The following is a 24,338-nucleotide window of genomic DNA, read 5'->3' on the forward strand; positions in this document are numbered from 1 at the left end:
GAAGAAAAAATGACAGTTATTGATTTTACAGCAGAAGTAGAAAAACGCAAAGAAGACCTCTTGGCTGACTTGTTTAGCCTTTTGGAAATCAACTCAGAACGTGATGACAGCAAAGCCGATGCTGAGCATCCATTTGGACCTGGTCCAGTAAAAGCCTTGGAAAAATTCCTTGAAATCGCAGACCGTGATGGCTATCCAACTAAAAATGTTGATAACTACGCAGGACATTTTGAGTTTGGTGAAGGAGAAGAAGTTCTCGGAATCTTTGCTCACATGGACGTGGTGCCAGCTGGTAGCGGTTGGGACACGGACCCTTATACACCAACTATCAAAGACGGTCGCCTTTATGCGCGTGGAGCTTCAGACGACAAGGGGCCTACAACAGCTTGTTACTATGGTTTGAAAATCATCAAAGAATTGGGGCTTCCAACTTCTAAAAAAGTTCGTTTCATCGTCGGAACAGATGAAGAATCAGGCTGGGCAGACATGGACTACTACTTTGAACATGTAGGACTTGCGAAACCAGACTTCGGTTTCTCTCCAGATGCTGAATTCCCTATCATCAATGGTGAAAAAGGGAATATCACAGAATATCTCCATTTTGCAGGTGAAAATACTGGTGCAGCTCGCCTTCACAGCTTCACAGGTGGTTTGCGTGAAAACATGGTACCTGAATCAGCAACAGCAGTTGTTTCAGGTGACTTGGCTGACTTGCAAGCTAAACTAGATGCTTTTGTTACAGAACACAAACTCAGAGGAGAACTCCAAGAAGAAAACGGCCAGTACAAGGTGACTGTGATTGGTAAATCAGCTCATGGTGCTATGCCTGCATCAGGTGTCAATGGTGCGACCTACCTTGCCCTTTTCCTTAGCCAGTTTGACTTTGCAGGACCTGCAAAAGACTACCTTAACATCGCTGGTAAGATTCTTTTGAACGACCATGAGGGTACAAATCTCAAGGTTGCTCATGTAGATGAAAAGATGGGTGCCCTTTCTATGAATGCCGGTGTCTTCCGCTTTGATGAAACAAGTGCTGACAATACGATTGCCCTCAACTTCCGTTATCCAAAAGGAACAAGCCCAGAGCAAATCAAGTCAATCCTTGAAAACTTGCCAGTTGCTTCTGTTAGCCTTTCTGAACACGGTCACACCCCTCACTATGTACCGATGGAAGATCCACTTGTGCAAACCTTGTTGAATGTTTATGAAAAACAAACTTGTCTTAAAGGTCACGAGCAAGTCATCGGTGGTGGTACCTTTGGTCGTTTACTGGAACGTGGGGTTGCCTACGGTGCCATGTTCCCAGACTCAATCGATACCATGCACCAAGCCAACGAATTTATCGCCTTGGACGATCTCTTCCGAGCAGCAGCAATCTATGCTGAAGCTATTTATGAACTGATCAAATAAAATGATAGAAGTCTGAGATTGTATGCTTGGACTTCTTTTTGGAGGGAAAACAGATGTCTCAAATTGAAAGAATCAAGCAAGCCATTATGGCGGATCCGCAAAATACCAGCTATACAGAACGCGGAATCGAACCTCTCTTTGCGGCGCCAAAAACTGCCCGTATCAATATTGTCGGTCAGGCTCCTGGGCTTAAAACGCAAGAAGCTGGGATTTATTGGAAGGATAAGAGTGGCGATCGCTTGCGTGAGTGGCTAGGTGTGGATGAGGACACCTTTTACAATTCAGGTTATTTTGCAGTTCTGCCCATGGATTTCTACTTTCCGGGGCATGGCAAGTCAGGCGACCTTCCACCTCGTACAGGTTTTGCAGAAAAATGGCATCCGCAACTCTTGCAAGAGTTGCCCGATATCCAATTAACTCTCTTGATTGGACAATATGCCCAAGCCTATTATTTACATGAAAAAGTTAGTGGCAAGGTGACAGAACGGGTAAAACACTACAAAGACTATCTACCAGAATTTTTCCCTCTGGTGCACCCCTCACCACGAAATCAAATCTGGATGGCCAAAAATCCTTGGTTTGAGTCAGAAGTAGTGCCCGATTTGAAAAAAAGAATTCAAAAGATTCTTGGAGAAACAAAATGAAAGAAATTACTTTTAACGATTTTTACCAGCTTTATCAAAATGAGCAACTTTCTCTAGTGGACGTGAGAGAAGTAGAAGAGTTCCAGACGCTTCATTTAGAAGGTGCTCAAAACCTACCACTTAGTCAATTAGCTGATATCTATGATCAGTTGGACAAGGACCTCTTGCATTATGTCATTTGTAAATCTGGAATACGTTCAGCGCGTGCTTGTCAATTTCTAGTTGAACAGGGTTATGAAGTTATCAATGTTCAAGGTGGAATGACGGCCTTTGAAAATCTTTAAACCTCTATGGTGATAGATCCTAATCTTCCCTTGCTCGGTTCCAACTGAGTGAGGGATTTTGTTTTTAGATAATTCTTATTTTTAAAAATATTGAAAACATTCAATGATTAATTTTGGATACTTTTTTCAGAGTCTTAATAATGGTATACTAGGTCAGTATTTTAGAAATATGAAGGAGATTATTATGGCTAAAAAAGGTGCCCTAACAGGCTTGCTCCTGTTTGGAATATTTTTTGGTGCGGGGAACTTGATCTTTCCGCCTTCTCTAGGTGCTTTATCTGGAGAACAGTTTCTTCCTGCCATCGCAGGTTTTGTATTTTCGGGTGTCGGGATTGCTGTCCTAACGCTCATCATCGGAACGCTAAACCCTAAAGGATACATTCACGAGATTTCTAAGAAAATCTCACCTTGGTTTGCGACGCTTTATCTTGCAGTCCTCTATCTATCGATTGGCCCCTTCTTTGCCATTCCGCGTACAGCCACAACAGCTTATGAAGTTGGGATTAGCCCCCTCTTATCCGAAGCAAACAAAGGTCTAGGATTGATTGTTTTTACTGTGCTTTATTTTGCAGCAGCCTATCTGATTTCACTCAATCCATCAAAGATTTTGGATCGAATTGGACGTGTTTTAACGCCAGTCTTTGCCTTATTGATCGTTATCTTGGTTGTACTAGGTGCCTTCAAATATGGTGGAACAAGCCCTCAAGCGGCTTCAGCTGCTTATCAAGCTTCTGCCTTTGGTACAGGATTCCTAGAAGGTTATAACACCTTGGATGCCCTTGCTTCAGTTGCCTTCAGTGTGATTGCAGTTCAAACCTTGAAACAACTTGGATTCTCCAGTAAGAAAGAATACATTTCAACTATTTGGGTGGTTGGTATCGTTGTAGCTCTTGCTTTCAGTGCTCTTTACATTGGTTTAGGATTCCTTGGAAATCACTTCCCAGTACCAGCAGAAGTGATGAAGGGTGGAACACCAGGTGTTTATATCTTGTCGCAAGCAACTCAGGAAATCTTTGGTTCAACAGCTCAACTCTTCCTTGCTGTTATGGTAACTGTAACTTGCTTCACAACGACAGTTGGATTGATTGTGTCGACAGCAGAGTTCTTTAACGGACGTTTCCCACAAATCAGCTACAAGGTCTATGCCACTGCCTTTACCTTGATTGGATTTGCTATTGCAAACCTCGGTTTGGATGCAATCATTAAGTACTCAGTGCCAGTACTGGTAATCTTGTACCCAATAACCATCGCCATTGTGATGATCGTGATTGTTAATAAGTTTGTAGCCCTATCAAAACCGGGCATGCAGTTAACTATTGGGCTTGTTACAGCTATTGCTCTTGCAAGTGTCCTTGGAAGTTCCTTTAAAATTGAGTTTCTAGCAAATCTCGTTAATGCTCTTCCGTTTGCAGCTGCTTCTCTACCATGGTTGGTGCCAGCAATTATCGGAATCTTGCTTTCACTGGTTCTACCAAACAAACAAGAGAGTGATGTTTTTGAGATGGAATAAAAAAATTCTTGGTCATCGACCAAGAATTTTTTGTATGAGCACGACTCATTAGTTGGTTTGTTCGGTATAACCAGCTTCTTTAAGCATTTTTTTCGAGGCAGCAAAACTTACACGGTTTCCAATACCAGAATACTCGTTCGGCATTGCTTTTTTCAATTCGTCAAGACTTGCAACAGTCATGTCAACCTCGATGTTTTGGATAACTTTTTCGTCTTGAATTTCAACTTTTTGTGTAACCCCTTTGACCCCTTCATAACCTTTATAAGTATCGTCAACAATTTCCTTAATACCTTCCGCGGTATTATTAAGTTTTTCAGGGTCAAGTACATTATGAACAGTTTGTTTTACAACGTCATCTCCCTTTACAGTATAAGTCAAGGTAGAATGAATTCCAGGTTTGCTATTGTGGACAAATGTGTGAGTTTCTGTTTCATCTTTCTTTTCAGATGATTGTTGACTGCTTTGTTTGCTCTCGCTTGACTGAGTAGTTGTGTCTTCTTTAGAACTGCTATTTGCAGGTGTTGATGCTTGTTTGGAACATCCGAGTAGGAGGACGAGTGAAGCTACTAGGGCTAGTGAAGTTTTAACAAGAGTTTTCATAGAATTTCCTTTCATAATCAAAGTGTTTTGTATTATAACATGATTCTACTTCAAAATCAACTAGGCTTACCCTTTCATCTGAACTGACATGACAATGAACAGAAACTAATCAGACGATTAAAGTTTTGTCTCTATCTATTTCAAATAACTTTTATTCTATGGCTTTATAAGGGTGTGAAGTTTTAAATGCACTTTTTATGGGATTGGGAGGACTCTATTGGACTCATCGGTTAGGGACGTAATAAAATACCCCAAGAGTTAGAGTTTTGTCTAACTTTTGGGGTGGACCTACACTAGTCTATATGAAATTTTGGGAGATTAGTTCGTCTTCTCTGTGAATCCCATTTTTTCCAGTGCTTTTTTAGAATTTGAGAAACTGACACGATTACCGATACCAGAATATTCTTCAGGAAGTGCTTTTCTAAGTTCGCTAATGCTTGCAACTGAGAAGTCAACTTCTAGATCTTGAACAACTTTTCCATCTTTGATTTCAATCGTTTGTTTAACACCTTTGAGTCCATTATAACCTTTGTACTTTTCTTCGATAAAACTCTTGACATCTTCTGGAGTTGCACTAAGGATTTCAGGATCAGCAATGTTATGAGCTGATTGCTTGATAACATTGTCGCCGTCTACAGTATAAACCAAGGTAGAAGTGATTCCAGAATTGCTTTTGTTGACAAAAGTATGTGTCTTAGTTGTTTCTTTCTTTTCAGATGATTGTTGGCTGCTTTGTTTGCTCTCACTTGACTGAGTTGTTGTGTCTTCTTTGCTACTGCTGTTGGTATGTGTTGATGCTTGTTTGGAACATCCGAGCAGGAGGACAAGTGAAGCCACAAGGGCTAGTGATACTTTAAAGTATGATTTCATATTTGTTACTTTCCTTTCATAATCAAAGTATTTGTATTATAACATGGATCTATAGTGAAAGCAACTAAACACAGTTTTTCTCCTTTTGAGAAGGAGTCTGACTAGAAAAATGTTATAATGGTAGGAAAGAGGTGAAGAAATGAATCAGACTATACACTATATCAAAGAACTAACCGCAATTGCATCTCCGACGGGCTTTACTCGTGAGATTTCAGACTATCTAGTCCATACTTTAGAGAAACTTGGTTACCAGCCTGTTCGTACAGCTAAGGGCGGTGTCAATGTGACCATTAAAGGTCAAAATGATGACCAACACCGCTATGTGACTGCCCATGTGGATACGCTGGGTGCTATTGTTCGTGCAGTCAAACCGGATGGTCGTCTCAAATTAGATCGTATCGGTGGTTTCCCTTGGAACATGATTGAAGGGGAGAACTGTACGGTTCATGTGGCTAGCACAGGTAAAAAGGTATCTGGGACCATCCTCATCCACCAGACTTCTTGTCATGTCTACAAGGATGCAGGAACTGCAGAACGTACGCAGGACAATATGGAAGTGCGTTTGGATGCAAAAGTAACCAATGAAAAAGAAACCCGCGCCTTGGGTATTGAGGTTGGAGACTTTATTAGTTTCGATCCGCGAACAGTTGTGACAGAAACTGGTTTTATCAAGTCTCGCCACTTGGATGACAAGGTCAGCGCAGCAATTTTGCTCAATCTTCTTCGTATTTACAAGGAAGAGGGGATTGAATTGCCAGTAACAACTCATTTTGCTTTTTCAGTCTTCGAAGAGGTGGGTCACGGTGCGAACTCCAATATTCCAGCTCAGGTAGTGGAATATCTAGCTGTGGATATGGGAGCTATGGGCGATGACCAGCAGACGGATGAATATACAGTGTCTATCTGTGTCAAGGACGCTTCAGGTCCCTATCACTATGACTTCCGTCAACATTTAGTAGCTTTGGCGAAGGAGCAAGATATTCCATTTAAGCTCGACATTTATCCATTTTACGGTTCAGATGCTTCAGCGGCTATGTCAGCAGGAGCAGAGGTCAAACATGCCCTCCTTGGAGCTGGTATTGAGTCCAGTCACTCTTACGAACGAACACACATTGATTCAGTAGTGGCGACTGAGCGTATGGTCGATGCTTATCTCAAGAGCACCTTGGTAGACTAATATGTGCTTGATTTGTCAAAGAATTGAATGGATCAAGTCAGGGGAAAATCCCTACTTTGTAAAAGAACTAGAAACAGGCTATGTTGTCATTGGAGACCACCAATACTTTAAGGGCTATACCTTATTTCTGGCAAAAGAGCATGTCACAGAACTCCACCATATGGAGACTTCTGGAAAACTTCGTTTTCTAGAGGAAATGAGTTTGGTCCAAGAAGCTGTTGCCAAAACGTTTAAAGCTGAAAAGATGAATATTGAACTCCTAGGAAATGGAGATGCCCACGCTCACTGGCACCTCTTTCCAAGACGATCAGGTGATATGAGGGGTCATGGATTGAATGACCGTGGTCCAGTCTGGTGGGTGCCCTGGGAAGAAATGGCGGCAGAAGATTGCCAAGTGAAATCCCATGAGTTGGAACAAATGATTAAAGCCTTATCTGATGAATTAAAGAAGCACTTGGTATAAGAGAGGAAGAAAAAATGAAAAAAAGATACATCGTTTTATCTGGTTTGCTGGCAGTAACCCTAGCAGCATGTTCTCAAGAACAACCTAAAAATGAAGAAAACACTCAAAAAACGGAACAAACTAGTCAACCTGAAGGAACTGTAGGAAGCAAATCCCAAGCCTCTAGTCAGAAGAAGGCAGAAGTTGTCAATAAGGGAGACTACTATAGTATTCAAGGGAAGTACGATGAAATCGTCATAGCTAATAAGCACTATCCTTTGTCAAAAGACTATAATCCAGGAGAAAATCCAACAGCTAAAGCAGAGTTGCTGAAACTCATTGCAGCCATGCAAGCAGCTGGCTACCCAATCAGCGATCACTACAGTGGTTTTAGAAGTTATGAAACTCAAACCAAACTTTATCAAGACTATGTGAATCAAGATGGTAAGGAAGCTGCTGATCGCTACTCAGCTCGACCAGGTTATAGTGAACACCAAACAGGTCTTGCTTTTGATTTGATTGGGACTAACGGAGAGTTAGTAACAGAGGAGAAGGCGGCACAGTGGCTCTTGGATCATGCGGCTGACTATGGCTTTGTTGTTCGCTATCTCAAAGGCAAGGAAAAAGAGACTGGCTACATGGCGGAAGAATGGCATCTTCGCTATGTTGGAAAAGAAGCCAAAGAAATTGTGGCAAGTGGTCTCAGTTTGGAAGAGTACTATGGCTTTGAAGGCGGAGATTACATCAATTAAAAAAGTAATTTTTCTCTTGCATTTTTAGATAAATAGTGTATAATGGAAAGGTATGTGTAAAGCATACTTGTGGGAGGTAAAAATCTTTAATTACCGCCAAAACCACAAAGGAGGATTTAAAAATGGCTAAAAAAGTCGAAAAACTTGTAAAATTGCAAATCCCTGCTGGTAAAGCTACACCAGCTCCACCAGTTGGACCTGCTCTTGGTCAAGCTGGTATCAACATCATGGGATTCACAAAAGAGTTCAACGCTCGTACAGCTGACCAAGCTGGTATGATCATTCCAGTTATTATCTCAGTATACGAAGACAAATCATTTACTTTCGTTACAAAAACACCACCAGCTGCTGTTCTTTTGAAAAAAGCTGCAGGTGTTGAAAAAGGATCAGGTACACCTAACAAAACTAAAGTTGCTACAGTTACTCGTGCACAAGTACAAGAAATTGCAGAAACTAAGATGCCAGATTTGAACGCAGCAAACATTGAGTCTGCAATGCGTATGATCGAAGGTACTGCTCGTTCTATGGGATTCACTGTTGTTGACTAATCAATAACACCCCCAATATAACCCGCAAGACTTCATCATTTCGAGAAGTGACGTGGGAGATGAAAATCGATTGAACCACTTACAAGGAGAATAGAAAATGGCTAAAAAAAGCAAACAACTTCGTGCTGCTCTTGAGAAAATCGACAGCACAAAAGCATACAGTGTAGAAGAAGCTGTAGCACTTGCAAAAGAAACTAACTTTGCAAAATTTGACGCAACTGTAGAAGTTGCTTACAACTTGAACATCGACGTTAAAAAAGCTGACCAACAAATCCGTGGCGCAATGGTATTGCCAAACGGTACAGGTAAAACTTCACGCGTTCTTGTTTTCGCACGTGGTGCAAAAGCTGAAGAAGCAAAAGCTGCTGGTGCAGACTTTGTTGGTGAAGATGACCTTGTTGCAAAAATCAACGACGGTTGGTTGGACTTCGACGTAGTTATCGCTACACCTGACATGATGGCTCTTGTTGGACGTCTTGGACGTGTCCTTGGACCACGTAACTTGATGCCAAACCCTAAAACTGGTACTGTAACAATGGATGTTGCTAAAGCAGTTGAAGAGTCTAAAGGTGGTAAAATTACTTACCGTGCAGACCGTGCAGGTAACGTTCAAGCAATCATCGGTAAAGTATCATTTGAAGCTGAAAAATTGGTTGAAAACTTCAAAGCTTTCAACGAAACAATCCAAAAAGCAAAACCAGCTACAGCTAAAGGAACTTACGTAACAAACTTGACTATCACAACTACTCAAGGTGTTGGTATCAAGGTTGACGTAAACTCACTTTAATCAGTAGTTTATAAAAGAAAGGACGAGTGCGAAAGTGCTCGTTTTTTTATGAGTATGAGCTTTTAGAAAAATCAGCTCATTGATCAGGTTTATAGCAATAGTGCTTTTCCTCTTCTTCTTTCACAGAAAATATGCTATAATAGAGAGTAAAAAACTTTGAAAGAAAGAAAAAGATGAATTTAAAAGATTATATCGCAACGATTGAAAATTATCCTAAGGAAGGTATTACCTTCCGTGATATCAGCCCTTTGATGGCAGATGGAAATGCTTATAGCTACGCTGTTCGTGAAATTGTTCAGTATGCAACTGATAAGAAAATCGACATGATCGTGGGCCCAGAGGCTCGTGGATTTATTGTTGGCTGCCCAGTTGCTTTTGAGTTGGGAATTGGCTTTGCACCTGTTCGTAAACCAGGGAAATTGCCACGTGAAGTCATTTCTGCTGACTATGAGAAAGAGTACGGTATTGATACCTTGACCATGCATGCTGATGCGATTAAGCCAGGTCAACGTGTTCTCATCGTAGATGATCTTTTGGCAACAGGTGGAACTGTCAAAGCAACCATTGAGATGATTGAAAGACTTGGTGGAGTTGTAGCCGGTTGTGCCTTCTTGATTGAGTTGGATGAGCTTAAAGGCCGTGAAAAAATCGGAGATTACGATTACAAGGTACTTATGCATTATTAATGAAAAACAGTCCTTGGGGCTGTTTTCTCTTCATCTGCTATATAAACAAACTATAGCTAGTTAGAGAAAAACTATAATTGAAAACTATATCTTCTTGCAGTATAATAAAAGGACTAAGTGTTTGAGATTTGACTTCAAACACATTCAATTATTTCTAAAAGAGTACAGTTAGGAGAAGGTTATGCCGATTCGAATTGATAAAAAATTGCCAGCTGTTGAGATTTTACGGACAGAGAATATCTTTGTCATGGATGATCAACGTGCGGCCCACCAAGATATCCGTCCCTTGAAAATTTTGATTTTAAACCTAATGCCCAAAAAAGTGGTCACAGAGACCCAGTTGTTACGGCATTTAGCAAATACTCCTTTGCAATTGGACATAGACTTTCTCTATATGGAGAGCCACCGTTCCAAGACGACTCGTGCAGAGCATATGGAGACTTTTTATAAAACTTTTCCTGAAGTCAAGGACGAGTATTTTGATGGGATGATTATCACAGGGGCTCCGATTGAGCATTTACCATTTGAGGAAGTGGACTATTGGGAGGAATTCAGTCAGGTGCTTGAGTGGTCCAAGACCCATGTCTATTCGACCCTTCATATCTGCTGGGGTGCCCAAGCAGGTCTTTATGCTCGCTATGGAGTTGATAAACACCAGATGGAGCAGAAATTGTCAGGCATTTACCCGCAGGATACCTTGAAAGAGGGCCATCTTCTCTTTCGTGGTTTTGATGATAGCTATGTAGCTCCCCATTCTCGTTATACAGAAATTTATAAGGAAGAGATATTGGGAAAAACCAATCTAGAAATCCTCTCTGAGGGAGAACAAGTCGGCGTTTCAATTTTAGCCAGTCGGGATCTTCGTGAGATTTATAGTTTTGGTCATTTAGAATATGACCGTGATACTCTAGCAAAAGAGTATTTTCGTGATTGTGAGGCAGGACTTGATCCTCATATCCCAGAGAACTACTTTAAAAATGATGATGTGAATGAGACACCGTGTCTCTGTTGGTCTTCATCAGCTGCCCTCTTTTTCAGTAACTGGGTTAACTACGCTGTCTATCAGGAAACTCCTTTTGACTGGAAAAAGGTAGAGGACGATGCGGCTTCATTTGGATATTTATAAGAGGAATTATGACATATTTTGACGCTTTTAAATCAGGGAACTTGGTTTTGCCAAGTGCCCTGCTCTTGCATTTTAAGGAACTCTTTCCTTCCAGCGAAGATTTTCTGGTCTGGCAATTTTTCTATTTACAAAATACCACAGCCTTAGGAGATGTTTCACCTAGCCAGATTGCTGAAATTATTGGCAAAGAGGTAGCAGATGTCAACCAGTCTATTTCAAACTTAACTGAAAATGGGCTACTACAATATCGTACCATTGAACTAAATGGGGAGATTGAGCTGATTTTTGATGCTAGTTTGGCATTTGAACGCTTGGATAGCTTGTTGGATAGTCACACTCCAGCTGCAACTGCCCCAAATCCGCAAAATCAATTGAAGGATTTGGTTGAGACTTTCCAGCAGGAATTAGGACGTTTGTTAACGCCGTTCGAAATCGAAGATCTTTCTAAGACAGTCAAAGAAGACGGAGTTAAGGCGGATTTGATCAAGGAAGCTCTCCGAGAGGCTGTTCTCAATGGCAAGCCAAACTGGAAATATATTCAGGCAATCCTACGAAACTGGCGCCATGAAGGTATTCAGTCTGTGGCACAGGTAGAGGCCAAACGAGCAGAGCGAGAAGCCAACAATCCCAAACAAGTTCAGGCTTCGGCTGATTTCCTCGATGCGATGAATTTGTGGCAAAATTAGTCACTTGAAAAATCTTGAAAATTAGAGTAAGGTTTGCAAGCTCCTTATAAATATGATAGAATAATAGTGAATAAAATGAAAAAAGAGGTATGTGAAATGTCACGTAAACCATTTATCGCTGGTAACTGGAAAATGAACAAAAATCCAGAAGAAGCAAAAGCATTCGTTGAAGCCGTTGCATCAAAACTTCCTTCATCAGACCTTGTTGAAGCAGGTATCGCAGCTCCTGCAGTTGATTTGACAGCTGTTCTTGCTGCTGCTAAAGGTTCAAACCTTAAAGTTGCTGCTCAAAACTGCTACTTTGAAAATGCAGGTGCTTTCACTGGTGAAACTAGCCCACAAGTTTTGAAAGAAATCGGTACTGACTACGTTGTTATCGGTCACTCAGAACGTCGTGACTACTTCCATGAAACTGACGAAGATATCAACAAAAAAGCAAAAGCAATCTTTGCAAACGGCATGCTTCCAATCATCTGTTGTGGTGAGTCACTTGAAACTTACGAAGCTGGTAAAGCTGCTGAATTCGTAGGTGCTCAAGTATCTGCTGCATTGGCTGGATTGACAGCTGAACAAGTTGCTGCATCAGTTATCGCTTATGAGCCAATCTGGGCTATCGGTACTGGTAAATCAGCTTCACAAGACGATGCACAAAAAATGTGTAAAGTTGTTCGCGACGTTGTAGCTGCTGACTTTGGTCAAGAAGTTGCAGACAAAGTTCGTGTTCAATACGGTGGTTCTGTTAAACCTGAAAACGTTGCTTCATACATGGCTTGCCCAGACGTGGACGGAGCCCTTGTTGGTGGTGCGTCACTTGAAGCTGAAAGCTTCTTGGCATTGCTTGATTTTGTAAAATAATCTAAATTATTCGAGACAGTCTTCTAAGACTGTCTTTTTTTTAAAGACTGTATATTTTTCTTAAATTATCAGTCAATTACAACTTTTTTAATATGGGTTAATTTTCTTGCTTTTGTCTACTAGGAGTAGTATACTGAGATAGTAATCAATAAATATGGTTGCAAAAATAATATTATGAGGTGATCAATATGGTTGAATTGAAAAAAGAAGCAGTAAAAGACGTAACAACATTATCTAAAACAGCGCCAGTAGCATTGGCAAAAACAAAGGAAGTATTGAACCAAGCAGTAGCAGACTTGTATGTGGCTCACATTGCCCTTCACCAAGCTCACTGGTATATGCGTGGTCGTGGTTTCCTCGTATGGCATCCAAAAATGGATGAATACATGGACAGCCTTGATGGCTATCTTGACGAAATCAGTGAACGTTTGATCACTCTTGGTGGCAAACCTTACTCAACTTTGACAGAATTCCTTCAACACAGTGAAATCGAAGAAGAAGAAGGAGAATTCCGTAACGTTGAAGAAAGCTTGGAACGTGTTCTAGCGATTTATCGCTACCTCATCGCTCTTTTCCAAAAAGCTTTGGATGTGACTGATGAAGAAGGCGATGATGTTACAAACGATATCTTTGTTGGTGCTAAGGCTGAACTTGAGAAAACAGTTTGGATGCTTGCAGCAGAACTTGGACAAGCTCCTGGTTTGTAAAATATAGTTGCTACCCCTTTTATCATGAGGTACCTGATAAGTGCCCATGACCAATCATCTTTTAAAAGTCATGTAACTGTAAACAGTTGCATGATTTTTTTGTTTGCTGGACTTAGGACACATTGTCAAAAGTAGGATTTTACGGTATAATAGTTGCTGTTCAATAACATATGAATTTTAAAGAATAATTGTTAGTTTAAGGAGGACTTATGAACAACTTACCAAATTGCCCAAAATGTAATTCAGAATATGTCTACGAAGACGGAAGTCTCTTGGTCTGCCCAGAGTGTGCCTATGAATGGAACCCTGCAGAAGTTGCAGAAGTAGAAGAAGGTGTTGTTGCTATTGATGCCAATGGAAATAAATTGGCTGACGGCGATACTGTAACCTTAATCAAGGACTTGAAAGTAAAAGGTGCGCCAAAGGATTTGAAACAAGGAACTCGTGTTAAAAATATCCGTATTGTAGAAGGTGACCACAACATCGACTGTAAGATTGATGGTTTTGGAGCTATGAAACTCAAATCAGAATTTGTTAAGAAAATCTAGCCATGAAACTGAACTACAAATTTATCTTTTATAGTCGTGTCCTCTTGTTCTTAGCGGCATTTACAGGGGTTTATTTAGAAATTACCAAGCACGGTGGCTTTGGTATGCTCCTTTACTACACAGTGTTGTCCAATCTTTTGGTAACGATTTTCACGGGTTATCTGCTCCGTGTGATGAGCCGTTCAGGTGAAAATTGGCAAAGTCCGACCTTGCTTCGTCTCAAGGGTGGCGTTACCATGAGTATCATGATTACCTGTGTGATTTACCATTTTATGCTTGCTCCGATCGCGACAGACTTTTACCGTGTGGAAAATTTCCTTTGCCACTATATCGTTCCACTCTGGTTTTTAGCCGACACCCTCTTCTTTGATAAACGGGGTCAATACAAGATCTGGGATCCAGTCTTGTGGACCATCTTGCCCTTGGTTTATATGATTTTTGCCTTGTTTAATGGCTTGGTCTTAAAACTCAATATTCCGAATTCCAAGGACAATCCCTTCCCTTATTTCTTTTTAAATGTGAACAAGGGTTGGGACGTGGTTATCAAATGGTGTTTGATCATTTTTGCAGCGTATATGGTTGCAGGCTTCATCTTCTATCTGATCAAGCAAATCAAGCGAAAATAGTCTTCCTATTAGGAAAGTTAGGACGGAGTCTCTAGTTCAATCGGGCTCCTTCTTTTCTTGCCATCTTCCTTTTAAAAGGATCAACAGTGAGAAATATACAGAAAGAAAATTCATGAAACAATATTTAGAACGGGCTAGTATTTTGGCCCTCTCCCTCGTTTTGATTACTTCCTTTTCCATATCAAGTGCTCTGCCAGCCATGTCTGACTACTATCAAGGCTACCCTAAAGAACAAATCGAGCTCCTGGTCAGTCTCCCTTCTTTTGGAATCATGATTATGCTGGTTTTAAATGGGTTTTTGGAGCGTTTGCTTCCTGAGCGACTTCAGATTAGTCTGGGCCTTCTCATCCTCTCTATCGGTGGAACAGCTCCCTTCTGGTATCAGGAGTACAACTTTGTCTTTGCGATGCGGATTTTATTTGGCTTGGGTGTTGGGATGATCAATGCCAAGGCTATTTCTATCATCAGCGAACGCTATCATGGAAAGACACGGATTCAGATGTTGGGTCTTCGCGGATCAGCAGAAGTTGTCGGGGCATCGATTTTGACTCTAGTGGTCGGTCAACTCTTATCCTTGGGATGGACAGTGACCTTCTTGGCCTACAGTGCGGGATTTTTAGTATTGATCCTTTATCTGCTCTTTGTCCCTTATGGGAAAGAGAAGAAAGAAACAAAGAAAAAAGAGGCCGAAACGACTCGTTTGACAGGACAGATGAAAGGCCTAATTTTTCTATTGGCTGTCGAAGCAGCAGTTGTTGTCTGCACCAATACAGCTATCACCATTCGTATTCCTAGTCTGATGGTGGAAAGAGGTCTAGGGGATGCCCAGTTATCGAGTTTGGTTTTAAGTATCATGCAGTTGATTGGTATCTTGGCAGGTGTGAGTTTTTCTTTCTTTATCTCTCTGTTTAAAGAAAGGTTGCTCCTTTGGTCAGGTATCACCTTTGGATTGGGGCAAATTGTGATTGCCTTGTCTCCGTCATTGGGTGTGATGGTAGTTGGAAGTGTTGTGGCAGGTTTTTCTTACAGTGTGGCCTTGACCACTGTCTTTCAGCTTCTTTCTGAAAGAATACCAGCTAAGCTCCTTAATCAGGCAACATCTTTTGCAGTGCTAGGATGCAGTTTTGGAGCCTTTACGACACCTTTCATTCTTGGGGCGATTGGCTTGGTGACTCAAAACGGTATGTTGGTCTTCACCATTTTAGGATGTTGGTTGATTGTCACTTCTATCTTTGTTATGTACGCACTTCAAAAGAGAGCTTAGGATTAATTTCCTAAGTTTTTCTTTCTGGGAATTTTGTACCCAGACAATTATTGGTTTTTAAACTTGTTTACACTTTTATTTCCTGATAAAATAGAAGTTATGACAAGATATAAAGCAATCATTTCCTATGATGGTTATGGCTTTGCCGGTTTTCAGCGCCAGCCTCATGCGAGGAGCGTTCAAGAGGAAATTGAGAAAACCTTAACGAGACTCAATAAGGGGCAAGCCATCACTGTTCACGGTGCTGGTAGGACGGATAGTGGGGTTCATGCTCTGGAACAGGTCATTCATTTTGATCTGCCCTATCAGATGGATGAGGAAAAACTCCGTTTTGCTCTGGATACTCAGTCACCAGAAGATATTGATGTGATTTCAATTGAGATTGTGGCAGATGATTTTCATTGCCGTTATGCCAAGCACAGCAAGACCTATGAGTTTATCGTGGATAGAGGACGTCCCAAAAATCCTATGCGTCGTCACTACGCTACTCACTTTCCCTATCCGCTCGACGTGGAGCGGATGCAGATGGCAATCAAAAAGCTAGAGGGAACTCATGATTTTACCGGGTTTACAGCATCTGGAACCAGTGTAGAGGACAAGGTTCGAACCATTACAGAAGCCAGTCTTAGTGTTGATGAGACAGGGCAGTTTTTGACCTTTAGCTTTTCAGGGAATGGTTTCTTGTATAAGCAGATTCGCAATATGGTGGGAACGCTGCTCAAAATCGGAAATAATCGAATGCCAGTTGAGCAGATTGAATCGATTTTGGAGAAGAAGGACAGGCAGCTAGCAGGTCCAACAGCGGCACCGAATGGCTTGTATTTAAAGGAGATTCGTTATGAAGAATAATCGTATTTTAGCCCTTTCTGGGAATGATATTTTTAGTGGTGGTGGTTTGTCAGCTGATTTGGCTACCTATACCTTGAACGGCTTGCATGGCTTTGTAGCAGTGACTTGTTTGACGGCCTTGACTGAAAAGGGCTTTGAAGTCTTTCCAACTGACGATGCCGTTTTTCAACATGAATTGGATAGCTTGCGTGATGTGGAATTTGCAGGGATTAAGATTGGTCTTCTCCCTACTGTCAGTGTGGCTGAGAAAGCCTTGAACTTTATCAAGCAACGTCCAGGAGTGCCTGTTGTATTGGATCCCGTCTTGGTCTGCAAGGAAACGCACGATGTGGCTGTCAGTGAACTCTGTAAAGAGTTGATTCTCTTTTTCCCTCATGTCAGTGTGATTACGCCAAATCTTCCTGAAGCAGAATTGTTGGCGGGTCAGGAAATCAAAACTTTGGAAGATATGAAAGCTGCAGCGCAGAAATTGCATGATTTAGGAGCGCCAGCAGTCATTATCAAGGGAGGCAATCGCCTTAGTCAGGACAAGGCTGTGGATGTCTTTTATGATGGACAAAATTTTACAGTTCTAGAAAATCCTGTCATTCAAGGTCAAAATGCTGGTGCAGGTTGTACCTTTGCCTCAAGCATCGCCAGTCACTTGGTTAAAGGGGATGAACTTTTACCAGCAGTAGAGAGCTCAAAAGCTTTCGTTTACCGTGCTATTGCACAAGCAGATCAATATGGAGTAAGACAATATGAAGCAAACCAAAACAACTAAAATCGCCCTTGTATCCCTTTTAACTGCCCTTTCTGTGGTCCTAGGCTATTACTTGAAAATAGCAACTCCAACAGGAATGCTGACTCTCTTGGATGCAGGTGTTTTCTTTACAGCCTTTTACTTTGGCAGTAAAGAAGGAGCCATCGTTGGAGGACTAGCAGGTTTTCTGATTGACCTTTTATCAGGCTTTCCACAGTGGATGTTCTTTAGCTTGGTAAACCATGGCTTGCAAGGATTTTTTGCAGGTTTTAAAGGGAAATGGCAATGGCTGGGCTTAGTCTTGGCTACAATCGTCATGGTAAGTGGCTATGCTCTAGGTTCTACCCTAATGAATGGCTGGTCCGCAGCCTTACCAGATATTCTTCCAAACTTCCTGCAAAATACCTTGGGTATGGTTGTAGGGTTTGTAGTTTTTCAGAGTGTCAAGAAGATAAAATAAAAAAGTCAGCTTCAATAGCTGACTTTTTGCTTGTCTCTAAGTTTAATCAAAATAAAGCAAGTCTTTGCTGGTGCTGGTAAAGAGGTCAAATCCATCTTTGGTAACAACACCGCAGTCTTCGATACGAACACCGACTTTACCAGGGATATAGATGCCTGGTTCAACAGAGAAGCACATGCCTTCTTCGATGACCATGTCATTTCCTTCCATGATAGAAGGGAATTCGTGGACATCCATACCGATACCGTGACCGAGACGGTGGTTGAAGTACTCACCGTAACCAGCTTTTTCAATGACTTCACGGGCAGCGCGGTCAACTTCATGTGCAGTCACACCTGGCTTGATAAAGTCAAGGGCAGCTTGTTGGGCTTCAAGGGTCAAGTTGTAAATGTCTTTCTTGAATTGGTCAGGCTTACCGACAGCGACCGTACGAGTCATATCTGAGGCGTAGCCATTAACCATGACACCAAGGTCAAAGAGGAGAAGGGCGTCCTTTTCAACTTTGTTTGCACCAGGAATTCCGTGCGGATTTGCAGCGTTATCGCCAGTCAAGACCATAGTATCAAAGCTCATTTCATAGCCTTCACCTTTCATGGCAAAGTCGATTTGGGCAATGATATCTGTCTCTGTTTTATCAAGAGAGATATTGTCAAAACCAACCTTAACAGCCTTATCAGCATAGATACCTGCAACCATCATTTTTTGGACTTCATCAGCTGATTTTATGAGGCGCATGCGTTGGATGCGAGGAGTGAGGTTTTCAAACTCAGCAGTTTCAAAGACCGTTTTCAAACCATGGTATTTAGTCAAGATAAGATTATCAAACTCAACAGCGACACGTTTGAAATCAAGCTGTGGAAGAGCATTCTGGATTTTCTTCCATGGGTTTTCAGAGTCCACATAACCAACTACTGGGAAGGAAACAGTGCTGCTTGCACGTTCAACCTCAAGGGCTGGGACAAAGAGAAGCGGTTCCTGATTTGCTAGGACAAAAAGGAACATTTGGCGTTCATGGGGATCACTGTAAAAGCCAGTGAGGTAATTGATTGTGACGGGGTCAGATACAACAGCGACGTCTAGTTTTTCTGATTCAAGATATGTTAGGATTTGTTGTAATTTAGACATATGCTACCTTCTTTCTACCCCTCTATTTTGGCAAAAAATGAGAGAAAATGCAAGAGAGAAGGGTAAAAGAACAGGCAAAAAGAACTCCGACAAGATAGTGGAGTTCTTTTATCTAATTTTCCTTAGTTTAAGAAAAGTCAGCCTTGCTTTTCACGTCGCTGTATTCTTCAGCGATTTCTTGACTGAGAATATCCTCATAGGCAGGGAGTTGGATGTCCTGACCGTATTTTTTCTTGAGAGCAGTAGTGACTAAGCGATAAGCTAGATTGGCATTACGAGAGAGGATAGGCCCGTGAAAGTAAGAACCAAAGACATTCTTATAATGAACCCCTTCGCCGACCTTTTCTTCGTTATTTCCATTTCCATAGACTACCTGTCCCAGTGGTTTTTGGTCATCTGAGAGGAAGGTACGGCCCTGATGATTTTCAAATCCATAGTAGGTTTCATCGAATTCGTCATTGTGAATCTTGATGTCGCCGATAAAGCGGTTATTGGTCTGGTTGAGGGTGTAGTGACCCATGACTCCTAGACCTTGGATGCGCTTGCCTGAGGCTTCAACATAATATTGCCCCAATAGTTGGAAACCACCGCAGATAGCCAGAACTACACCGTCGTTTTGAATGTAGTTGTCAATGCTCTCTTTTTTAGCAGGTAGGTCTCCTGCGATAATACTTTGTTCAAAGTCTTGACCGCCACCGAAAAAGGCGATATCGTAGTGATTTTCGTCAAAGTCATCATGGAGAGAAACGATGTCAACCGTTACATGAGCCCCCAGCTTTTCAGCCACATACTTGAGCATAAGGATGTTTCCATTGTCTCCATAGGTATTCATGAGGTTCCCATAGAGGTGGGCGATGTTGAGCTGATAAGGGTAGTTGCCAGCTTTTGAGGAAAGTGAAGTATAAACCATTAGTTCATCTCCTTTCTAACAATCTGACGACTAGCCAGCAGTTCGCGGAATTCCAGCATGGCAGTATAGGTAGCCAGGATATAAGCATGCTTGCAGTCTTGCTTCTCAATGGTTTTGAGAACTTGCTCCAGATTACTTGTCTCAGTGATTTTATCAGCTGGATAGCCAGTCACCCGAAGACGACGAGCAATTTCAGAATGCCGAACACCGCCAGCGTTGATTTCAGGGATATCCATGTCAGTGATTTGTTCAAAGTCCGCATCCCAGATCCAGCTAGTGTCAATTCCATCTGCATAGTTGGCATTAAGGAGGACAGATAGGCTAAATGGGTAAGGAGCTAGTTTGATCATCTCGATAGCCTGAGTTGCACCGACTGGATTTTTAATCAAGACAAGGGTGCATTCCTTATCACCGATATGGAAGGTTTCCTGGCGTCCAAAGACAGCACGGCTTTTGTCAAATCCCTGCTTGATGAGTTGTGAATCGGCACCGAGGAAACGGGCAATAGCGACCGCAGCAAGGGCATTGTAGATATTGTAGAGTCCACCGATTTGGATTCCGTATTCTTGTCCGTCAATGACAAAGCGAGAGTGATTGTTAGTCAATTCAACCAATTCTGTCAGACGGTAGTCCAAGTCAGGACGTTTGCAACCACAATTTTCACAGATATAGGCCCCCAAGTTGGCATAGGTATTGAGTTCATATTTGAGGATGCCTTGACAGTCAGGGCAGAGAATACCTTCGGTATTGTAGTGAGCCCGTTGGGCTGGCCCTTTTTCCAAGTCAAAACCAAAATATTGTACAGGATTTGGAATAGCTGGCTTGTAGAAAAGCGGACTGTCACCATTGAGGAGAACTGTAGCCGTAGGCACTTTACGGATGGCATCCAAAATCATGTTATAAGTCGTGTAAATCTCACCATAGCGGTCCATCTGGTCACGGAAAATATTAGTGATGACAAAAAGGCTAGGGTGGATGTAGTCACAGATACGAGATAGACTGGCCTCGTCAATTTCTAGGACTGCAATGTTTTTTCCAGTTTTAGACGATTTGGCAGTCAAGAAGGTCGTTGCGATTCCTGTAATCATGTTGGCACCGCTTGGGTTAGTAAGAACCTGACCATAAACTTCTTTTAAAATGCCGACAGTCAGGGCGGTTGTCAGGGTTTTCCCATTGGTTCCAGTGACCACGACAATCTCGTAGTTCTTAGCTAGGTTTTGTAAAATATCTTTATCAAATTGGAGGGCAAGTTTTCCTGGGAGCGTACTTCCGCGGCCAAGACGGCTTAAAACGAAGTGAGAAGAACGCCCAGCTAGGAGGCCCAAAGTAGTTTTTAATTTCATGTTTCTATTATATCATAAAAGAAAGAAAAGACAGATTTGAGATTTCGCAGAAACAAAAACAGCCCGATGAGGGCTGTGAGATAAGATAAGACTTCAACTTAAATCGCAAACAAGTCATTCAAGTTCTCAGCCAAGGTTGGGTGAGTGAAGATTTGTTTTGTGAAGTAAGTGTAAGGGATCTTGTTGTCCATAGCAACAGTGATGATGTTGATGATTTCTTGAGAACCTTCTGAGAAGATAGTTGCACCGAGAATTTCTTTTGTTTCAGTATTGACAACAGCTTTGAAGGCTCCGCGAAGGTCTCCATTTACGTGACCACGAGGCATAGTAGCAACAGGGATTTCCTTAACAGCGTAAGGGAGTTTCAAATCAGCTGCTTGGCTTTCCGTCAAGCCAACTTGAGAAAGAGCTGGTGTGATGAACATGGTGTTTGGTACATTGAGACGGTCTTCAAGTGTGTAGCTGCCATCTCCAGCAAGGTAGCTGTAGACAACACGGAAGTCATCAAGTGAAATGTAGGTGAATTGAAGTCCACCATTGACGTCTCCAACTGCAAAGACACCAGGAACGTTTGTTTGGCAGTGTTTGTCGACCTTGATAGCACCACGCTCCGTTAGTTCAATATCTGTATTTTCAAGTTGAAGTGGTTCTACATTCGGTTTACGTCCAGTTGCGTAGAGAAGGGCATCGAAACGGTAAGTTTCCTTTTCAGTTACGACGAGGACTTGATCACCGTCGTTTTTGATTTCAGTAGTATGGATGTTTTGAAGCAATTCAATACCGTCTTCTTCCATGTATTGTTTAGCAAGAGCTGCGATGGAAGGTTCTGCACGAGGAAGGAATGTATCCAAGGCATCTAGGACTGTGACTTTGCTACCAAGTTTGTTGTAGAGTCCAGCAAATTCAAGACCGATGTTTCCACCACCAAGGACTCCAAGTTTTTCAGGCAATTTGTCCAAGTTTTGGATACCTGTTGAGTCAAAGACATTTTTACTTGTAGCAAGTCCAGGAATTGGCAAGACGTTTGAAACAGCGCCAGTGTTGATGACGATTGTTTCAGCAGTCATTTCTTGTTTTTCGTCACCAGCCTGGATCTCGATCACCTTATTTGACACGAAATGTGCCTCTGCATCAATGACATCAACGCCATTATCGGCCAACATTTTATAATTTTTAGCGTTAAGACGACCAGTCACCGCACCACGCTCTTTCATGGTATCGTCAAATGACCAGCCCTTTTCAGCCGCTACAATCATAGTCTTGGTTGGGATACAAGCAATATTAATGCAAGTACCACCATACATCGCTTTACTGCGCTCGATGACAGCAACTTTTTTTCCAGCCGCATTCATCTTAGCAGCCAAAGTCTTACCGGCTTTACCAAATCCAATGACAATTAAATCGTATGTTAACATTTTTAAATCCTCCTATTTGATTTAATTCTAGCACAAGAAAAAAACTTTTGCACAATTCTGCTACGGGAAATGGAGTGAGTTTGAAATGCTCCCTTCAAATCCTTTGAAAAACCAGTTTCGGGCTACTTTACTGCTAGAAAATCGTTTACATGATTTTCCTTAAGGATTCTACTATCTTTTGCCTCTCTCTTGTGTTATACTAGATAGGTTGCAAAGAAACTCGTACTTTTCTTTCGTGGAAAAGAAGCAACACGGTATCTCTTTTTTGTAGAAGATACGTCATGAAAAGAAAAGTATAAACTAAAGCCCTATAGGGTGGCTTCGCACCACCTTTAGAAAGAAGAATAACGTGAAATTTAATGAATTTAACTTGTCTGCTGAATTGCTAGCAGAGATTGAAAAAGCTGGATTTGTAGAAGCCAGTCCTATCCAAGAACAGACCATTCCCTTGGCCCTCGAAGGAAAAGACGTTATCGGTCAAGCTCAGACAGGTACAGGAAAAACTGCAGCCTTTGGCTTGCCAACCCTTGAAAAAATCCGTACAGAAGAAGCGACCATCCAAGCCTTGGTTATTGCTCCAACTCGTGAACTCGCTGTCCAAAGCCAAGAAGAACTCTTCCGCTTTGGCCGTAGCAAAGGAGTGAAAGTTCGCTCAGTTTATGGTGGTTCCAGCATTGAAAAACAAATCAAAGCTCTTAAATCTGGTGCTCACATCGTGGTAGGAACACCAGGCCGTCTCTTGGACTTGATTAAACGCAAGGCCTTGAAATTACAAGACATTGAAACCCTCATCCTTGATGAAGCGGATGAAATGCTCAATATGGGCTTCCTTGAAGACATTGAAGCCATCATTTCCCGTGTCCCTGAAAATCGTCAAACCTTGCTCTTTTCAGCAACGATGCCAGATGCTATCAAACGTATTGGTGTTCAGTTTATGAAGGACCCTGAGCATGTCAAGATTGCTGCCAAGGAATTGACAACAGAGCTGGTTGATCAGTACTATATCCGTGTCAAGGAACAAGAGAAATTTGATACCATGACACGTCTTATGGATGTGGAACAACCAGAACTTGCTATTGTATTTGGTCGTACCAAACGCCGTGTAGATGAATTGACTCGTGGACTTAAAATCCGAGGCTTCCGTGCAGAAGGAATTCATGGTGATTTGGACCAAAATAAACGTCTTCGTGTCCTTCGTGATTTTAAAAACGGGAATCTTGATGTTCTAGTTGCGACTGACGTGGCAGCACGTGGTTTGGATATCTCAGGTGTGACCCATGTCTACAACTACGATATTCCACAAGATCCTGAAAGTTACGTTCACCGTATCGGTCGTACAGGTCGTGCTGGTAAGTCAGGTCAATCTATTACTTTCGTAGCACCAAATGAAATGGGCTACCTTCAAATCATCGAAACCTTGACTAAGAAACGCATGAAAGGCTTGAAACCAGCGACAGCAGAAGAAGCCTTCCAAGCTAAGAAACAAGTAGCGCTCAAGAAAATCGAACGAGACTTCGCAGACGAAGCAATTCGTGGGAACTTTGAGAAATTTGCTAAAGATGCTCGTAAGTTAGCTGCAGAATTTAGTCCAGAAGAATTGGCTATGTATATCTTGAGTCTGACAGTACAAGATCCAGACAGCCTTCCTGAAGTGGAGATTGCGCGTGAAAAACCACTGCCATTTAAACCATCAGGTAATGGATTCGGTGGTAAAGGCAAGGGAGGTCGAGGAGGCCGTCGTGGGGACGACCGTCGAGACCGTGATCGCCGTGGTGGTCGCCGTGATGATTTCAAGAAAGGCAGTCGTGGGAACGATCGTTTTGATAAAGACAGACGTTACCGTAATAAAGACAATAAAAAACCTCGCAACACTTCAAGCGAAAAGAAAACCGGCTTTGTTATTCGTAACAAAGGAGACAAATAGAAAAAAGCGATTCACAGAGTGAATCGCTTTTATATATAAGGAGACCGA

Annotated in this window: 27 protein-coding genes; 21 read left to right on the forward strand and 6 right to left on the reverse strand. The window is 41.9% G+C overall.

Annotated elements, in window-relative coordinates:
- Positions 1 to 9: 9 nt before the first annotated feature.
- From pepV to brnQ, 4 genes are all read left to right on the forward strand, one after another.
- Positions 10 to 1,410 carry a dipeptidase PepV gene (gene pepV / locus HMPREF2655_RS05385; protein WP_070838016.1) on the forward strand — a complete coding sequence of 467 codons (1,401 nt, stop codon included), beginning with the start codon at positions 10 to 12 and terminating at the stop codon, positions 1,408 to 1,410.
- Positions 1,411 to 1,463: 53 nt separating this feature from the next.
- Complete coding sequence (locus HMPREF2655_RS05390; RefSeq protein ID WP_000078137.1) at positions 1,464 to 2,054, forward strand: uracil-DNA glycosylase family protein; 591 nt, start codon at positions 1,464 to 1,466, stop codon at positions 2,052 to 2,054.
- Positions 2,051 to 2,338 (forward strand): rhodanese-like domain-containing protein, encoded by a 288-nt coding sequence (locus HMPREF2655_RS05395; protein WP_000659165.1) that lies wholly within the window; start codon positions 2,051 to 2,053, stop codon positions 2,336 to 2,338. Before HMPREF2655_RS05390 ends, HMPREF2655_RS05395 begins: the two co-directional genes overlap by 4 nt.
- Before the next feature lie 184 nt (positions 2,339 to 2,522).
- Entirely contained in the window at positions 2,523 to 3,848 is a 1,326-nt protein-coding gene (brnQ, locus tag HMPREF2655_RS05400) for a branched-chain amino acid transport system II carrier protein (protein ID WP_070838018.1), read from the forward strand.
- Positions 3,849 to 3,896: 48 nt separating this feature from the next.
- Here the strand turns inward: brnQ and HMPREF2655_RS05405 are convergent, their stop codons facing one another.
- Together HMPREF2655_RS05405 and HMPREF2655_RS05410 are read right to left on the reverse strand one after the other, a co-directional pair.
- A complete protein-coding gene (locus tag HMPREF2655_RS05405) occupies positions 3,897 to 4,448 on the reverse strand; it encodes a DUF1307 domain-containing protein (protein WP_070838020.1) in 552 nt (183 codons plus the stop codon).
- A 318-nt stretch (positions 4,449 to 4,766) separates the two neighbouring features.
- On the reverse strand, positions 4,767 to 5,318 hold the full coding sequence (locus tag HMPREF2655_RS05410) for a DUF1307 domain-containing protein (RefSeq protein WP_070838022.1): 552 nt from the start codon (positions 5,316 to 5,318) through the stop codon (positions 4,767 to 4,769).
- Between the two features lie 139 nt (positions 5,319 to 5,457).
- On the opposite strand from HMPREF2655_RS05410, the gene HMPREF2655_RS05415 reads away from it, so the two are divergent.
- From HMPREF2655_RS05415 to HMPREF2655_RS05490, 16 genes are all read left to right on the forward strand, one after another.
- Positions 5,458 to 6,495 (forward strand): M42 family metallopeptidase, encoded by a 1,038-nt coding sequence (locus HMPREF2655_RS05415; RefSeq protein ID WP_070838024.1) that lies wholly within the window; start codon positions 5,458 to 5,460, stop codon positions 6,493 to 6,495.
- A 1-nt stretch (position 6,496) separates the two neighbouring features.
- The gene (locus HMPREF2655_RS05420) at positions 6,497 to 6,958 is read left to right on the forward strand and encodes an HIT family protein (protein ID WP_070838026.1); all 462 of its coding nucleotides are present in this window, start codon (positions 6,497 to 6,499) and stop codon (positions 6,956 to 6,958) included.
- Positions 6,959 to 6,972: 14 nt separating this feature from the next.
- Positions 6,973 to 7,689, forward strand: a complete 717-nt coding sequence (gene ldcB / locus HMPREF2655_RS05425) for an LD-carboxypeptidase LdcB/DacB (RefSeq protein ID WP_070838028.1) — start codon at positions 6,973 to 6,975, stop codon at positions 7,687 to 7,689.
- A gap of 122 nt (positions 7,690 to 7,811) precedes the next feature.
- Positions 7,812 to 8,237, forward strand: a complete 426-nt coding sequence (rplK, locus tag HMPREF2655_RS05430; RefSeq protein ID WP_070838030.1) for a 50S ribosomal protein L11 — start codon at positions 7,812 to 7,814, stop codon at positions 8,235 to 8,237.
- 97 nt (positions 8,238 to 8,334) lie between these two features.
- Entirely contained in the window at positions 8,335 to 9,024 is a 690-nt protein-coding gene (rplA, locus tag HMPREF2655_RS05435; protein WP_001085675.1) for a 50S ribosomal protein L1, read from the forward strand.
- A gap of 173 nt (positions 9,025 to 9,197) precedes the next feature.
- Positions 9,198 to 9,710 (forward strand): adenine phosphoribosyltransferase, encoded by a 513-nt coding sequence (locus tag HMPREF2655_RS05440; protein ID WP_001049316.1) that lies wholly within the window; start codon positions 9,198 to 9,200, stop codon positions 9,708 to 9,710.
- 181 nt (positions 9,711 to 9,891) lie between these two features.
- On the forward strand, positions 9,892 to 10,836 hold the full coding sequence (gene metA / locus HMPREF2655_RS05445) for a homoserine O-acetyltransferase MetA (protein WP_001122695.1): 945 nt from the start codon (positions 9,892 to 9,894) through the stop codon (positions 10,834 to 10,836).
- Between the two features lie 8 nt (positions 10,837 to 10,844).
- The gene (locus HMPREF2655_RS05450) at positions 10,845 to 11,522 is read left to right on the forward strand and encodes a DnaD domain-containing protein (protein ID WP_070838031.1); all 678 of its coding nucleotides are present in this window, start codon (positions 10,845 to 10,847) and stop codon (positions 11,520 to 11,522) included.
- 96 nt (positions 11,523 to 11,618) lie between these two features.
- Complete coding sequence (tpiA, locus tag HMPREF2655_RS05455) at positions 11,619 to 12,377, forward strand: triose-phosphate isomerase (RefSeq protein WP_000087899.1); 759 nt, start codon at positions 11,619 to 11,621, stop codon at positions 12,375 to 12,377.
- Between the two features lie 188 nt (positions 12,378 to 12,565).
- The gene (locus HMPREF2655_RS05460) at positions 12,566 to 13,084 is read left to right on the forward strand and encodes a Dps family protein (protein ID WP_070838033.1); all 519 of its coding nucleotides are present in this window, start codon (positions 12,566 to 12,568) and stop codon (positions 13,082 to 13,084) included.
- Positions 13,085 to 13,293: 209 nt separating this feature from the next.
- Entirely contained in the window at positions 13,294 to 13,632 is a 339-nt protein-coding gene (locus tag HMPREF2655_RS05465) for a zinc ribbon domain-containing protein YjdM (RefSeq protein WP_001061600.1), read from the forward strand.
- A 2-nt stretch (positions 13,633 to 13,634) separates the two neighbouring features.
- On the forward strand, positions 13,635 to 14,258 hold the full coding sequence (locus HMPREF2655_RS05470; protein ID WP_000775204.1) for a Pr6Pr family membrane protein: 624 nt from the start codon (positions 13,635 to 13,637) through the stop codon (positions 14,256 to 14,258).
- Positions 14,259 to 14,370: 112 nt separating this feature from the next.
- Complete coding sequence (locus tag HMPREF2655_RS05475) at positions 14,371 to 15,522, forward strand: MFS transporter (RefSeq protein WP_070838035.1); 1,152 nt, start codon at positions 14,371 to 14,373, stop codon at positions 15,520 to 15,522.
- 99 nt (positions 15,523 to 15,621) lie between these two features.
- Entirely contained in the window at positions 15,622 to 16,371 is a 750-nt protein-coding gene (truA, locus tag HMPREF2655_RS05480) for a tRNA pseudouridine(38-40) synthase TruA (RefSeq protein WP_070838039.1), read from the forward strand.
- Positions 16,361 to 17,134: a bifunctional hydroxymethylpyrimidine kinase/phosphomethylpyrimidine kinase gene (locus HMPREF2655_RS05485; RefSeq protein WP_070838041.1), complete on the forward strand. Its 774-nt coding sequence runs from the start codon at positions 16,361 to 16,363 to the stop codon at positions 17,132 to 17,134. The genes truA and HMPREF2655_RS05485 overlap by 11 nt, the downstream gene beginning before the upstream one ends.
- Positions 17,112 to 17,573 carry an ECF transporter S component gene (locus HMPREF2655_RS05490; RefSeq protein WP_070838043.1) on the forward strand — a complete coding sequence of 154 codons (462 nt, stop codon included), beginning with the start codon at positions 17,112 to 17,114 and terminating at the stop codon, positions 17,571 to 17,573. Before HMPREF2655_RS05485 ends, HMPREF2655_RS05490 begins: the two co-directional genes overlap by 23 nt.
- Before the next feature lie 42 nt (positions 17,574 to 17,615).
- On the opposite strand, the gene HMPREF2655_RS05495 is transcribed toward HMPREF2655_RS05490, so the two are convergent.
- The 4 genes from HMPREF2655_RS05495 to HMPREF2655_RS05510 all read right to left on the reverse strand — a co-directional run bounded on the left by HMPREF2655_RS05495 (position 17,616) and on the right by HMPREF2655_RS05510 (position 22,366).
- On the reverse strand, positions 17,616 to 18,698 hold the full coding sequence (locus HMPREF2655_RS05495) for a M24 family metallopeptidase (protein ID WP_070838045.1): 1,083 nt from the start codon (positions 18,696 to 18,698) through the stop codon (positions 17,616 to 17,618).
- A 127-nt stretch (positions 18,699 to 18,825) separates the two neighbouring features.
- Entirely contained in the window at positions 18,826 to 19,608 is a 783-nt protein-coding gene (gene gatD, locus HMPREF2655_RS05500) for a lipid II isoglutaminyl synthase subunit GatD (protein WP_057488621.1), read from the reverse strand.
- Complete coding sequence (gene murT, locus HMPREF2655_RS05505; RefSeq protein ID WP_061588341.1) at positions 19,608 to 20,951, reverse strand: lipid II isoglutaminyl synthase subunit MurT; 1,344 nt, start codon at positions 20,949 to 20,951, stop codon at positions 19,608 to 19,610. The genes gatD and murT overlap by 1 nt, the downstream gene beginning before the upstream one ends.
- A gap of 98 nt (positions 20,952 to 21,049) precedes the next feature.
- Positions 21,050 to 22,366, reverse strand: coding sequence for an FAD-containing oxidoreductase (locus HMPREF2655_RS05510; protein ID WP_000958903.1), 1,317 nt, complete (start codon positions 22,364 to 22,366; stop codon positions 21,050 to 21,052).
- A 349-nt stretch (positions 22,367 to 22,715) separates the two neighbouring features.
- Between HMPREF2655_RS05510 and HMPREF2655_RS05515 the strand changes: the two genes are divergently transcribed.
- Positions 22,716 to 24,290 carry a degradosome RNA helicase CshA gene (locus HMPREF2655_RS05515; RefSeq protein WP_070838047.1) on the forward strand — a complete coding sequence of 525 codons (1,575 nt, stop codon included), beginning with the start codon at positions 22,716 to 22,718 and terminating at the stop codon, positions 24,288 to 24,290.
- The last annotated feature ends 48 nt before the right edge of the window (positions 24,291 to 24,338 follow it).

This window comes from Streptococcus sp. HMSC066F01 (assembly GCF_001837335.1).
Taxonomy (GTDB): domain Bacteria; phylum Bacillota; class Bacilli; order Lactobacillales; family Streptococcaceae; genus Streptococcus; species Streptococcus oralis_S.

Coding starts and splice junctions, on each gene's coding strand:
- pepV (WP_070838016.1), top strand. CDS start 10: ATGACAGTTATTGATTTTACAGCAGAAGTAGAAAAACGCAAAGAAGAC.
- HMPREF2655_RS05390 (WP_000078137.1), top strand. CDS start 1,464: ATGTCTCAAATTGAAAGAATCAAGCAAGCCATTATGGCGGATCCGCAA.
- HMPREF2655_RS05395 (WP_000659165.1), top strand. CDS start 2,051: ATGAAAGAAATTACTTTTAACGATTTTTACCAGCTTTATCAAAATGAG.
- brnQ (WP_070838018.1), top strand. CDS start 2,523: ATGGCTAAAAAAGGTGCCCTAACAGGCTTGCTCCTGTTTGGAATATTT.
- HMPREF2655_RS05405 (WP_070838020.1), bottom strand. CDS start 4,448: ATGAAAACTCTTGTTAAAACTTCACTAGCCCTAGTAGCTTCACTCGTC.
- HMPREF2655_RS05410 (WP_070838022.1), bottom strand. CDS start 5,318: ATGAAATCATACTTTAAAGTATCACTAGCCCTTGTGGCTTCACTTGTC.
- HMPREF2655_RS05415 (WP_070838024.1), top strand. CDS start 5,458: ATGAATCAGACTATACACTATATCAAAGAACTAACCGCAATTGCATCT.
- HMPREF2655_RS05420 (WP_070838026.1), top strand. CDS start 6,497: ATGTGCTTGATTTGTCAAAGAATTGAATGGATCAAGTCAGGGGAAAAT.
- ldcB (WP_070838028.1), top strand. CDS start 6,973: ATGAAAAAAAGATACATCGTTTTATCTGGTTTGCTGGCAGTAACCCTA.
- rplK (WP_070838030.1), top strand. CDS start 7,812: ATGGCTAAAAAAGTCGAAAAACTTGTAAAATTGCAAATCCCTGCTGGT.
- rplA (WP_001085675.1), top strand. CDS start 8,335: ATGGCTAAAAAAAGCAAACAACTTCGTGCTGCTCTTGAGAAAATCGAC.
- HMPREF2655_RS05440 (WP_001049316.1), top strand. CDS start 9,198: ATGAATTTAAAAGATTATATCGCAACGATTGAAAATTATCCTAAGGAA.
- metA (WP_001122695.1), top strand. CDS start 9,892: ATGCCGATTCGAATTGATAAAAAATTGCCAGCTGTTGAGATTTTACGG.
- HMPREF2655_RS05450 (WP_070838031.1), top strand. CDS start 10,845: ATGACATATTTTGACGCTTTTAAATCAGGGAACTTGGTTTTGCCAAGT.
- tpiA (WP_000087899.1), top strand. CDS start 11,619: ATGTCACGTAAACCATTTATCGCTGGTAACTGGAAAATGAACAAAAAT.
- HMPREF2655_RS05460 (WP_070838033.1), top strand. CDS start 12,566: ATGGTTGAATTGAAAAAAGAAGCAGTAAAAGACGTAACAACATTATCT.
- HMPREF2655_RS05465 (WP_001061600.1), top strand. CDS start 13,294: ATGAACAACTTACCAAATTGCCCAAAATGTAATTCAGAATATGTCTAC.
- HMPREF2655_RS05470 (WP_000775204.1), top strand. CDS start 13,635: ATGAAACTGAACTACAAATTTATCTTTTATAGTCGTGTCCTCTTGTTC.
- HMPREF2655_RS05475 (WP_070838035.1), top strand. CDS start 14,371: ATGAAACAATATTTAGAACGGGCTAGTATTTTGGCCCTCTCCCTCGTT.
- truA (WP_070838039.1), top strand. CDS start 15,622: ATGACAAGATATAAAGCAATCATTTCCTATGATGGTTATGGCTTTGCC.
- HMPREF2655_RS05485 (WP_070838041.1), top strand. CDS start 16,361: ATGAAGAATAATCGTATTTTAGCCCTTTCTGGGAATGATATTTTTAGT.
- HMPREF2655_RS05490 (WP_070838043.1), top strand. CDS start 17,112: ATGAAGCAAACCAAAACAACTAAAATCGCCCTTGTATCCCTTTTAACT.
- HMPREF2655_RS05495 (WP_070838045.1), bottom strand. CDS start 18,698: ATGTCTAAATTACAACAAATCCTAACATATCTTGAATCAGAAAAACTA.
- gatD (WP_057488621.1), bottom strand. CDS start 19,608: ATGGTTTATACTTCACTTTCCTCAAAAGCTGGCAACTACCCTTATCAG.
- murT (WP_061588341.1), bottom strand. CDS start 20,951: ATGAAATTAAAAACTACTTTGGGCCTCCTAGCTGGGCGTTCTTCTCAC.
- HMPREF2655_RS05510 (WP_000958903.1), bottom strand. CDS start 22,366: ATGTTAACATACGATTTAATTGTCATTGGATTTGGTAAAGCCGGTAAG.